We start from the raw sequence: 11,127 nt of genomic DNA on the forward strand, positions 1-11,127 counted from the left end.
AAAGGCCTTGACTGAACTGCTTTTTTCCATTTAAAATAGACTACTAGAGGTTTATATTTGGAAGACGCATATACAATAGTGTTAAAAGATGAACAAGTGCTTTCCGCTCTTTGCGGTACCAATGACAGAAATTTGGACTTTCTTGAGCAATATCTTGGGGTTCCTGTCGTTTGCCGCGGTAATGAGGTAAGTGTTTTAAGTGCCGATGATGAGATTTGCAAGAAATTTCAGCATGTTGTTGATAAGGCAGTAAATTCATCGGAAATCAAGTCCGAAAATTCATCGGAATATATCGAATCTCTTATATCTACCATAAACGTTTCCGATGAGCAGGACCTTTCTTCAGGCTGTATTCATATACCGAGGGGCACACGTTCCGTATATCCCAAAAATCCTCATCAGCTTGAATTCATCTCTTCTATCCGTAATAACGATATAAGCTTCGGCCTTGGTGCTGCCGGTACGGGAAAAACCTATCTGGCTGTTGCCTGTGCCCTTCAAATGCTTATGTCGCGCCAAATGCGTAAGATTGTTTTTACAAGACCTGTTGTAGAAGCCGGAGAGAGTCTGGGCTTTTTACCCGGCGACCTTGTTCAAAAAATTACTCCCTACTTGAGACCTCTTTATGATTCTATAGAGCTCTTAATGCCTTTTGAGCTTATACGCCAAATGGAGGAGTCCAATATGGTTGAGGTGGCTCCCTTGGCCTATATGAGGGGCAGAACCCTGCATAACGCCGTTGTAATTTTGGACGAAGCTCAAAATACTACCAAAGAGCAAATGAAGATGTTTTTGACGAGAATGGGAGAGGGTTCCAAGCTCATTATAACGGGAGATCCTTCACAATCCGATATTTCATCGTCAAAAAATTCCGGTTTGGTACATGCTGCAAATCTTTTATCGAAAATTCGAGGGATCGGTATAGTCCGGTTTTCTCCGGAAGATGTTGTACGTCATTCTCTCGTTCAAAAAATAATTAAAGCCTATGATAAAGAATAAAAAAGAAAGTAAATTTAAACAAAAAATATCTTTTCTCAGTGTGATATTTAAAAGAAATAAGGCCTTTGTTACAGCGGTTGCGGTAAGCTTTTTGGTTTTGGCTGTAATGATTTATCTCAATGCTTATGAAAATTCGGGATTTTCCAAATTGACTATTTCCGATTTTGAAGTCGGAATGGTTTCCGACAGGGATGTAATATCAAACCGTAATATTGAGGTGATTGATGAAAAAGCTACAGAAATAAGAAGAGTTGCAGCTAAACATTCCGTCAGGGCGGTTTTTTATAAGGATGACTCGGTTTCGGAAAAAATGATAAGAGAGTACTCCGAATTTGCGAGTTATATAATAGGCCTAAAAGATTCGGCAAAGAGTTTTACGGCTTTTAAATTTATGGTTATGGAAAAATATCCTGTTCTTCTTTCAGAAAATGATTTGGAAAGCATATATAAGGCTGTTGATTTTTATGAGATTACCTCTGTTTCGCTCAATATGTTAAAACAGCTTTTCGATATCGGCATAATAGAGATGCCTCTTACAGGCCTTGGAGAATTAAATGATGCCGAAATAAGTCTGAGGACAAGCCAAGACCAAAAGCTGTCATCTACAAACGTATTTCTTGCGAACCTTGTTTTATTTTATAATGTGAGAGATAGGATTAAAACTTTTCTTTCCGATGTAAAAAAATCAAAACTTGAATCCTATGTGTTGAGTATTGTGCTTCCATTTGCCCAGCCTAATATTTTATTTGATACCGAAGAAACCGAAAAAAGAGTAGATGAGGCCTTAAAAAAGGTTACTCCTGTAAAAATAAATATAGAAAAAAATCAAAAGATTATAAAAAGAGGATTTATAATATCTGAAGATGCCTATACACGTTTAAAAGCCTACGCAGGGGACGGAAGATACATAGATTTTAGCCAGATTGCTGCTGCTCTAATTTTTTTAACCTTATCTGTTATAATCAGCCTATTTTTGTTTTCCAAAAAAATTATCGGGGAAAGTTTGGATGTTAAATTCAATCTGCTTATTTTAATCTCCTTTGATTTGATATATATTTTAATTCTTTTCCTTTCAAGGCTTTCGATATTTGCATATCCTCTTGATATTGTTCCCATATTGCCGGTTACTTTTTTGACCATGCTTATCGCTGCTTTAATTTCAAGAAAAATTTCCGTATTTGCCGTTTTTGTTTTTTCTCTTGCCGTTTTCGGTGCAACAGGTTTTAAAATTCAGCCGGCCATGTTTGCTATCCTTTCAGGTCTTGCCGGAGCCGGTATGGTAAATATTAAGGGCCGAAGGATGGATCTGATTAAGACTGCCTTAGGTTTAATCTTGGTGCAGCCTATAATTTTACTCTGTATGTTTGCTATTTTCCCGGGCTCTGCAAGCGAGAAATCGGTGCTTTTATTGAGCACTGCGGGGAGCGGTTTTATAAGTGGTATTTTGGTTTTGGGCTTTTTGCCGATTTTAGAAACCTTGATGAATGTTCCTACAAGTTTTAGACTGATGGAACTGTCCGACCTTAATTCTCCAATTATGAAAAAAATGCTCATAACGGTTGCGGGAACTTATAATCATTCGATGATGGTTGCTTCCTTGGCCGAAAGTGCATGCCGTGAGATAGGAGCAAATTCGATTTTAGCCCGTGTAGGAGCTTATTATCACGATATAGGAAAGATGGAGCAGGGCGAATACTTTGTAGAAAATCAGACAAATTATAATAAGCATATGGATATAAATCCCCGCCTTTCGGCTACGGTAATAAGAAGTCATGTAAAAATAGGTATTGAAAAAGCAAAGCAATTACGGCTTCCTCAGCCGGTTATAGATATAATCTCCGAGCATCACGGAAACAGCTGTATATCCTATTTTTATGCAAAGGCAAAAGAACTTGATCCAAATGTAGATATCGAAGACTTTTGTTATCCCGGAATACCTCCGCGCTCAAAGGAGTCGGCTGTTGTCATGCTGGCCGATATAGTTGAGGCTGCATGCCGTACCTTGGAAAAACCTTCGGTTCCCCGTTTGGAAAAATTTATAGATGAGCTTGTTTCCGGAAAGATAAAGTCAGGTCAGCTTGATAACTCTGAGCTTACTTTCCGCGAAGTCAGAATAATCAAGGCCGCTTTCGTAAAAATTTTAGCCGGTTACTATCATTCCAGAATAGAATATCCGAATCAAAAGAATGTTGATGATGATGAGGGAACAAAGCCGCAGAATAAAAACGGTCAAAAACTAGAGGTTGAAGCTTCTCAGGTACAGCCTCAAAAGGAAAATCATAATGTCTAATTCGATTAGTGTGTCATTTAATGATGAACCTCCGGGGTCTATAGACCCCGTAAGAGTTGAAAATTTTATATCTGAAGTCCTAAAAGATTTAAACTTGAAAAATTGGGATATCTCCTTGTTGTTTTGTGATGATGCTTTTATTCAAAACCTTAATAAACAATACAGGGATATCGATTCGCCGACAGATGTCCTTTCTTTTGAACAGGGTGACGAATATTTTGACGAGGCCGGTGAAACAAGGTTTATGGCCGGAGACATAGTTATAAGCCTTGACAGTCTCAGCTTTAATGCCGAAGAATTTAACGTAGACATAAATGAAGAGTTAAAAAGACTGATTGTGCACGGTATTTTGCATTTGAACGGAATGGATCATTCGGATAATTCTCCGGAACAAGAAATGCTTAAATTTCAAGAAGAATTGCTTATGCAATATAAAAATATGGAAATTTATCGGGTATAGTTATGGGTATAATAGACTTATTTAAAAAGAAGGGTAATGTAAACAATATTCTAAAAGAAGGATTAAACGAGGAAAAAAGGGATATGATCCGCGGCGTTGTCGACTTATCCGATACGGCTGTAAAAGAGGTTATGATTCCGCGTATAGATGTTGATTTTTTAGCCCTTGATACGCCTAGCGATGAAATTTTAGACAGGATATCGGAAAGCGGCCACTCCCGTTTTCCCGTATATGATGAGTCAATCGATAATGTTATAGGTATTCTTTATGTTAAGGATATAATAAAACTTTTGACAAAGAATCAAAAAATTGAGCTTGATAAGATAGTGCGCCGAGCATTTTTTGTTCCTGAATCAAAAAGAATTGACGCTCTTTTAGCCGAATTTAAAAGACGCCATATTCATATTGCCGTTGCCGTTGATGAATACGGCGGTGTTTCAGGTATTGTATGTATGGAAGACATCATAGAAGAGATTGTAGGCGATATACAGGATGAATTTGACAATGAGGGTGAGGATATTACCGAAATCGCCCCGGGTGTCTGGCTTTGCGATGCCCGTGTCGATCTGGACGACCTTGCCGAAACCATTAAAAGCGATGACTTACCTGTAGATGAGTTTGAAACATTGGGCGGTTTTGTGTTCGATCTTTTCGGAAAAATACCTGCCAAATATGAAAAAACAGCTTGGAATGATTTTGACTTTATTGTTCAGGATATGGACGGACATAAGGTTAAGACCGTTAAAATTGTCCACAACAAAAATTCTATGCAAAATTAGGGAGGGAATGTATGAAAAAGCCTTTTTTCGGATTTATGTTTATTGCTTTATTTTCGGCCTCTTTATTCTGCAACCCTGCAGACTTGTATCAAAAAGGTGCCGAATATCAGGCTAATGAAGATTGGTACGGGGCTATTGAAATGTACCAATCCGCTTTAAAGGAAAACCCTTCCTATAATTTGGTATATCAGGGCTTAGCCGAATGCTTTTATGCTCTTGACGAATATGACCAAGCCTTATCCTTTGTAGAGTCAGCCCGAAAATATAAAAAAGATGATCCCGATTTGCAAAACCTCCACGGCTTTATTTTGGTCGGCCTTGGAAAGATAGATGCGGCAAAGACCCTTTTTAATGGGGTTTTAAAAAAATATCCCAACAATCCCGAAGCTCGTTTCGGTTTGGCTGAAATAGAGGTTTCCCAAGGAAAGCTCTATCTTGCTTCCGAGATGTATAAGCAAAACCTTCAGCGTCAGGGCGAAAACAGAAAGGATCTTCTTTCTTTAGCCCTCGTAAGCTATGAGGCCGGAAATGTTAAGCAGGCCGAAGATTACATAAACAGAGCCTTAAAATACCATGGCGATAATCCTCAGGTTCATTATTTTGCGGCCTATTTACATTCTCTTGACGGAAAACTTGAAGAGGCCGAAGGACGTATTTATTCGGCTCTTAAATTAAAAGAAGATTATGATGAGGCCTATGCCCTGCTTGCTTCCGTCTTATATGCACAAAAGCGTTATGAAGAAGTTATAAAGATTTCCGATATGCGGATTTCAAAAAAAAGAGACAGGGCAGATGCTTGGTACTTAAAAACTTTGAGTTTAAGGCAGCTTGCAAGATACGGTGAGGCCATAAATGCTGCTAAGGTAGGGCTTTCCTTGGATGCCGACGATGAAATAATGCGCTGCCTTTTAGAAGAGCTTGCCATAGAAAATTTGAATTTTGAAGATTCTTTCCGTATGGAGCTTTCAAAATACCACGCACAAAAAGCTCTCGGATTTTTCCGCCGAAATATGACTGAGCAAGCCCTCTATGAGTACAGGCGAACCTTGAAGATATATCCTTATGATGTTGAAAGCAGGGAAGCCTATGCCGGTATTTTGCTCCGTCTCGGTTATCCCGAAAGATATTTGGAACAAATGCTTTTTATTCAGTCCATAGTAAAGAGCAATACAAAGGTAAATGATGCGGTTGAAGCTTATGAAAAACATCTTTTAAGTTCCATCCAATCAAAATGGCGTATAGATCCCCTTTATTTGGATAAGGCCCACATATCCATAGGTTTATTTTATACCATGGAAAGCTCAAACGTTTTGCATCCTGAAGCCGAGCGTATAACTCAAATTCTTACCTCGGATATTTTTTCTTATAATCCCAGAATCAAAATAACTTCTTATTCGGATAAGCCTGTAACTTACAGGGAGGCTTCGAAAAAATCGCGTACGGCAAATGAGGACTATTTCGGCATTATAAGGCTCAAAGAGAATAGGAGGGATATTCAAATCATATTGGAGCTTTATGTTTCGCGTACCGGTTCTCCCGCAAAAACATTTACCGTTTACCGCTCAGGAAATGACCGTTTTTCAAACGGTATAAGACGGCTTTCTTCAATGCTTAATGAGGCAATGCCCATCGTAGGCAAGCTCATAAACCGCTATCAAAATGAAGCCGTTATCGACATAGGAAAACATGATTCGGATTTTAAGGATTTAAAAATTGCCGTTATACGCAAGGACCGCTTGGTTATCGAAAAAGAAGGTCTGGGTATGGTCTTTGATCCGTCCGATCTTTTGGGTTATTTTGAGCCTTCAAAGTCGGAGGAGAATTTGTCCGAGGGAATTTTAAAGAGAAACGGTTACTATGATAGAATGAATGCAGGTGATTCAATAATTCTTGTTAGCGAAAATGCAAAAGAAAAAGCTGCGGAGGATTATACGAATTCCTATCAAAAAAATTCTTTATTGCTTTTACTTCTTAGGAGAATTCGCTAGCGAAAATTCGCCGGCGAAGAACTGAACTAATTCAATTCGCCGGCGAAGAATTAATTCAGTTCGCCAGCTCTACAAGACAATAATGCGCCCATTCTTTTGCCTGAGACGGATAGAGGTCTTGGGCCGTTAAAAATTCCAATAAGGCCTTGTCATAGAGGTTTTGGAAAAATAGGGTTTGTCCTATATAAAAATGCGTTCTCGCGGAAACTCTGGATGTTCTGCGTATTCTTAAAAAATTGGTCAGCTCAACATTACATTTTTGCCAGTTTTTTGTATAAAAATAATCGTTTAGAATTCTTTGTAATTCCATGCTCTCACCGCCGTCAGGCGTTCTTTTGTCATCAGGAAAGACGTAGGGCTCAAGCCTTTGAGAAGAAATAATAAACTCTCTAAAATCCCTTTTTTCTGCCGTAAGAGCGTTTATAAGGGTTTCGGTTTGAGAAGAAAAAAACTCGGTTCTTTTTTTTATTTGCTTTTCAGGGTTTAAAAAAGGCAGAGGAATAGGGCGGTTTTGCAGCGCAATACTTTTTTTCTCTTGTTCTTCAGGAGAAGCGAAGACTTCGACAGGGCTGTTGATTGTATTTATTCCGTTTATAAATTGAATTTTGCCTGAAGCGATTTCGTTTTCTTCGGCAATGGCATAGTAATAGGGAATTCCGGGAATAGGGTAGTCAAAAAAGGGAAGTCCGTCATCGGTTATATTTGCAATAGGGACGGCTTCGGCTAGAGAGCTTATTGACGAAAAGCCTGTTGTTGACCTGTAAAGAATTAAGTTTCTCCCCTCAGGTTTTGCTTTCCAGCTGATCATTACAGACCTTTCTCTTGTGAGAATCGAAAATGAGAGAAAGGCAAAGTCCTCATTTTTTTGCAGCTCTTGAGGATTTTCCGCAAATTCTATCTTTTCCGAACCCGTTTTATCGGGTTTTACATCCGGCAAAATTTGCGATAGTTCATTTTCGCCGATAAGACCTTCCTCGGCAAAAGCGGCTTGTTCTGCAAAGCAAAAAGATACAACAAATAAAAATATAATAAACCCTTTCTTCATATCTTATATTTTCGGCCTTTTTTTAAAAAAAATCAAGAGCCCGATACGGTTTCTCTTCTATATAGACACCGGGTAACCTTGGTTCTTTTTAGCAATATGAGCCCGCTACTATGGATAAAACATTAAAATTGTGATATTATATACTTAAGATTAGACCTACAGGGTGTTTTTTTCCTTAAAATAAGGAGGATATGATGAGAAAACTTTTAACTTTTTTGACAATTTTAACAGCGGCAGTTGCCGTAATTGTACTTTTTACAGCCTGCGAGCAATTTCTGAAAGATCCGGAGGATTTTTTAAGTTATTGGGCGAGCGAAGCCTTTATCAAAGACCACAGCATAGGTGCGGTAGCTAGACCGGACGAAGCGGGTGTGCCTTGTGTCAGCTCTTCACCCGAGGTGCATATTATGCTTACAGTGCATAACCCGAAAAACTTTCCGCTCGTTATGCCGACTTCTTCGGAATCTGCGGGCATTGTCGAATTTAAAGAACTTTCCCAACAGCCTACGGAAGGAACCCACTATGTACTGGGGCAAACCGCTCCCGGCAGGCTGAAGCTTACATATAAAGAAGCCTTTTTACAAGAATACGAACAAGGTTCAGGCAGTTTAAACCCGACTATCACCCTTAAGGCTACAGACGGCAGGGTATTTAAGAAAACCTACACCTTCGGCATAAAATCGAACACCCCGCCGCCGGAACCGGCAGTAGTGCTTGCAAAACAGACTAATGCTTATCCTCTTCCTTCGTATTACGTGCTCTGCATAGATACAAAAGATTTGGTTGCTTCTTCTGCCATTGTAAACGGAAAATATATCCATGATGATATTGCATACGTTACCATAAACGGAACATCATACAACTTAAAAATGAACAATGCCCATAACGGTTTTATCGAAAAACCGGCGACAGAATCATTTCTTGAAAACGGTACAGGACTTATGGCGGTAGGCAGTGCACAGCTGCCTACAGCGAGCCCTTGGGTTTTATACTACAAAACGAACATAAAAATAAGAGACAGTAACCCGCTTACAACGTACCGTATAACCTTGCGCGACAAAGAAGGTGTTGTTTCGGATGAGGCTGTCGCAACGATAGCAGCAAGCGGTCCGACTCACACTGTAACCTTCAGCGTAGAGGGCGGAACTGGAATGCTTAAAGCAGAAGTTAACGGCACTGAAATCCATTCGGGATATGACGTCGAAAAGGGCAAAACGGTAACCTTTACCGCAACACCCGCTGACGGCTGGAAAGTTAAAGGCTGGACGGCTTCTGCCGGCACGCTTTCGGTCGGCGGCACCGACACTACGGCAACGCTGACCGTAACTGACAACGCAACCGTAACGGTCAAGTTTAAGAAGATTACAACGGTAAACGGAGGTGACGGCGCGTGGAAGCTGCTGAAAAAAGTTGTTGAAATCGCTGATCCGAACTCCACCATCACCATAGACGGCAGAATAGGGGCGACAAGCGGCAATTCGGGCGAAATCGAAATAGACGAAACCCTTACGATAGAGGGCAAAACCGGACCCGACAAAGACATACTTGACGCAAACGGTCTGAGCCGCATTTTCAAAGTGGCAAGCGGCAAAACGCTCACGCTCAAAAACCTGACGCTTACAGGCGGCAAGGCAACCGGGACAGGCGATGCAGGCTGCGGCGGCGCAATCTTCGCACGAGATGCAAGCGAGATCAAAATAGAAAACTGTATCATTACGGGCAACGAAGCAGGTACAAACGGCGGCGGCTTAAATGTTGAGGGCACACCTACTACCATCACAAACTGCACCTTTACGGGAAACACCGCAAAGAATGGCGGCGGCATCTATATAATGGAGACTAGCACTCGCCGCCCTGTGGTAACAATCAGCGGCGGCACTATCGGCGGCACGGAAACGGATAAGGCAAACAAAGCAACCGGCAACGGCGGCGGCATCTATGTCGGCGACTGGTGCGAGTTGAGGCTGCAAGATTCTGAAGATCCCGGTGCGCAGAGCGTACTGATTATCGGCAATCAGGCGGCAAAGGGCGGCGGCGTATACGCAAAGAACGTATTGCAAGTAAGTATGAAAAACGGCACACGAATTGCGGTAAACAACGATGTGTATTTGGACAGCGGTTCATGGATTCAGGTTGCCGGCGCCTTGTCAAACAACCCCGCCGCGCGCATTACGGTACCGAACGGCAAATACCTGCCGAGTACCAAAGTGCTTGACGGCAATGCTGCACTCTTAAACTCGGAACACGGCAAGTTCGCTGTAACGCCGAAAGGCGACGAGTATTGGACAGTGGGAAACGATGGTCGCTTGACAAAGGATAAAGCTGCCATTTTTAACAATATTACGAAGGATCAGATAGAAGCCGCAAACTCTTCAATGATTTATGATGAGAATAATATAATTACCGACCGCACGATATTGCTTGGCAAACTGGTACTCTATAAAACAAATCAAGGTAATTACGGCATTATGCACGTTACCGAAGTAGACAACACAACCAACAGCGGCAAAGGACATATTAAGTTTAATTCCAAAACCTTTAATCAATACGGCGGGGTTCTAAAGACAAAGACCGATAAAGTGCTAGAAGGAGGAGAGTGCTTTCAATTCGAGTACGGAGGAGATCCTGGTTCAAAGCTTGATTTTTATCTTCAAAATAATACCGATGGGACTAAGTGGTTCAAGCCTTTAAACCTCGCCCGATTTTATATACTGTCTAATTAATGGGATAATTCCAATGGATAATGTGTAATTACCGATTAAAACTAAGGAGATTTTTATGTTAAAATATTGTTTACGGGAAAACTTACTCACTCCTGCGCCGGATGACTACATGGCGCAGGCGGCGGACGTGCGCTCGTACACCCTTGACGAGATTATCGGCCTTATGATGCAAAAAGGCTCCACGCTCACGCGGGCCGACGTGGCTGCTACCCTGCAAGTCTACGGCGAAGTGTGCGCCGCGCTCATCGCCGACGGCTCTGCCGTCAACACCCCGCTTATGAACACCTCTTTAAGCATATCGGGCGTATTCAATGGGGCTGCCGACACCTTCGACAAAAAACGGCACACGGTCAACTTGAACATGAGCGCAGGCACACTCTTGCGCGACGCTGTAAGCAAAATCAAATGCGAAAAAACCGAAAGCACAAGCACCGGCCCTTACATCACCGAAGTTACCGACATCGTATCGGGCAAGGTGAACGAAGTGCTCACCAAAGGCGGCATTATACAGCTTACCGGAAGCCGCTTAAAATTTGATGCAAAAGACTCAAAGCAAGGCATCTTCTTTGTACCTGAAACGGGAGCACCTGAGAGCGCCGCCGTCAGTGCCTCCGTCATCGCCGAAAACAAACCCGCCCGCCTTATGGCCGTCATCCCCGCAGACCTTGCGGCAGGAACATACTATATAGAAGTGAGAACAAAACTTTCAGGCGGCGGTACCAAACTAAAAACCGTAAAAAAAGGCACCTTCGGTAAACCGCTTACAGTTACACCGTAAACGCTAAAAAAACGGAAATTAACCCTCCCTGTAGCAGGGAGGCATAGCTCCCGACAGTATGGAAG

The 11,127-nt window shown here is 41.5% G+C and carries 8 protein-coding genes; 7 read left to right on the plus strand and 1 reads right to left on the minus strand.

Features of this window, described 5'->3' with window-relative positions:
* Positions 1–57: 57 nt before the first annotated feature.
* The 5 genes from TDE_RS05945 to TDE_RS05965 are packed head-to-tail and all read left to right on the plus strand — an operon-like array spanning position 58 to position 6,516.
* The gene (locus TDE_RS05945) at positions 58–999 is read left to right on the plus strand and encodes a PhoH family protein (protein ID WP_002678733.1); all 942 of its coding nucleotides are present in this window, start codon (positions 58–60) and stop codon (positions 997–999) included.
* Complete coding sequence (locus TDE_RS05950) at positions 986–3,289, plus strand: HD family phosphohydrolase (protein ID WP_002678734.1); 2,304 nt, start codon at positions 986–988, stop codon at positions 3,287–3,289. Before TDE_RS05945 ends, TDE_RS05950 begins: the two co-directional genes overlap by 14 nt.
* Positions 3,282–3,749 carry an rRNA maturation RNase YbeY gene (gene ybeY, locus TDE_RS05955; protein ID WP_002668517.1) on the plus strand — a complete coding sequence of 156 codons (468 nt, stop codon included), beginning with the start codon at positions 3,282–3,284 and terminating at the stop codon, positions 3,747–3,749. The genes TDE_RS05950 and ybeY overlap by 8 nt, the downstream gene beginning before the upstream one ends.
* A gap of 2 nt (positions 3,750–3,751) precedes the next feature.
* Positions 3,752–4,528 (plus strand): hemolysin family protein, encoded by a 777-nt coding sequence (locus TDE_RS05960; protein ID WP_002678735.1) that lies wholly within the window; start codon positions 3,752–3,754, stop codon positions 4,526–4,528.
* A gap of 11 nt (positions 4,529–4,539) precedes the next feature.
* Positions 4,540–6,516, plus strand: a complete 1,977-nt coding sequence (locus tag TDE_RS05965; RefSeq protein ID WP_002678736.1) for a tetratricopeptide repeat protein — start codon at positions 4,540–4,542, stop codon at positions 6,514–6,516.
* A gap of 55 nt (positions 6,517–6,571) precedes the next feature.
* Here TDE_RS05965 and TDE_RS05970 read toward each other — a convergent pair whose 3' ends face one another.
* The gene (locus tag TDE_RS05970; RefSeq protein WP_002678737.1) at positions 6,572–7,561 is read right to left on the minus strand and encodes a tetratricopeptide repeat protein; all 990 of its coding nucleotides are present in this window, start codon (positions 7,559–7,561) and stop codon (positions 6,572–6,574) included.
* 191 nt (positions 7,562–7,752) lie between these two features.
* Here TDE_RS05970 and TDE_RS05975 point away from each other — a divergent pair, with 191 nt between their 5' ends.
* Positions 7,753–10,284, plus strand: a complete 2,532-nt coding sequence (locus TDE_RS05975) for an InlB B-repeat-containing protein (protein ID WP_245522459.1) — start codon at positions 7,753–7,755, stop codon at positions 10,282–10,284.
* A gap of 55 nt (positions 10,285–10,339) precedes the next feature.
* Complete coding sequence (locus TDE_RS05980; RefSeq protein ID WP_002678739.1) at positions 10,340–11,062, plus strand: DNA-binding domain-containing protein; 723 nt, start codon at positions 10,340–10,342, stop codon at positions 11,060–11,062.
* Positions 11,063–11,127: the final 65 nt, after the last annotated feature.

It is taken from the genome of Treponema denticola ATCC 35405, from assembly GCF_000008185.1.
Taxonomy (GTDB): domain Bacteria; phylum Spirochaetota; class Spirochaetia; order Treponematales; family Treponemataceae; genus Treponema_B; species Treponema_B denticola.

Bases quoted from the DNA above. Each gene is read 5' to 3' on its own strand.
- TDE_RS05980 (WP_002678739.1), top strand. From the start codon at position 10,340: ATGTTAAAATATTGTTTACGGGAAAACTTACTCACTCCTGCGCCGGAT.
- ybeY (WP_002668517.1), top strand. From the start codon at position 3,282: ATGTCTAATTCGATTAGTGTGTCATTTAATGATGAACCTCCGGGGTCT.
- TDE_RS05960 (WP_002678735.1), top strand. From the start codon at position 3,752: ATGGGTATAATAGACTTATTTAAAAAGAAGGGTAATGTAAACAATATT.
- TDE_RS05975 (WP_245522459.1), top strand. From the start codon at position 7,753: ATGATGAGAAAACTTTTAACTTTTTTGACAATTTTAACAGCGGCAGTT.
- TDE_RS05950 (WP_002678734.1), top strand. From the start codon at position 986: ATGATAAAGAATAAAAAAGAAAGTAAATTTAAACAAAAAATATCTTTT.
- TDE_RS05970 (WP_002678737.1), bottom strand. From the start codon at position 7,561: ATGAAGAAAGGGTTTATTATATTTTTATTTGTTGTATCTTTTTGCTTT.
- TDE_RS05965 (WP_002678736.1), top strand. From the start codon at position 4,540: ATGAAAAAGCCTTTTTTCGGATTTATGTTTATTGCTTTATTTTCGGCC.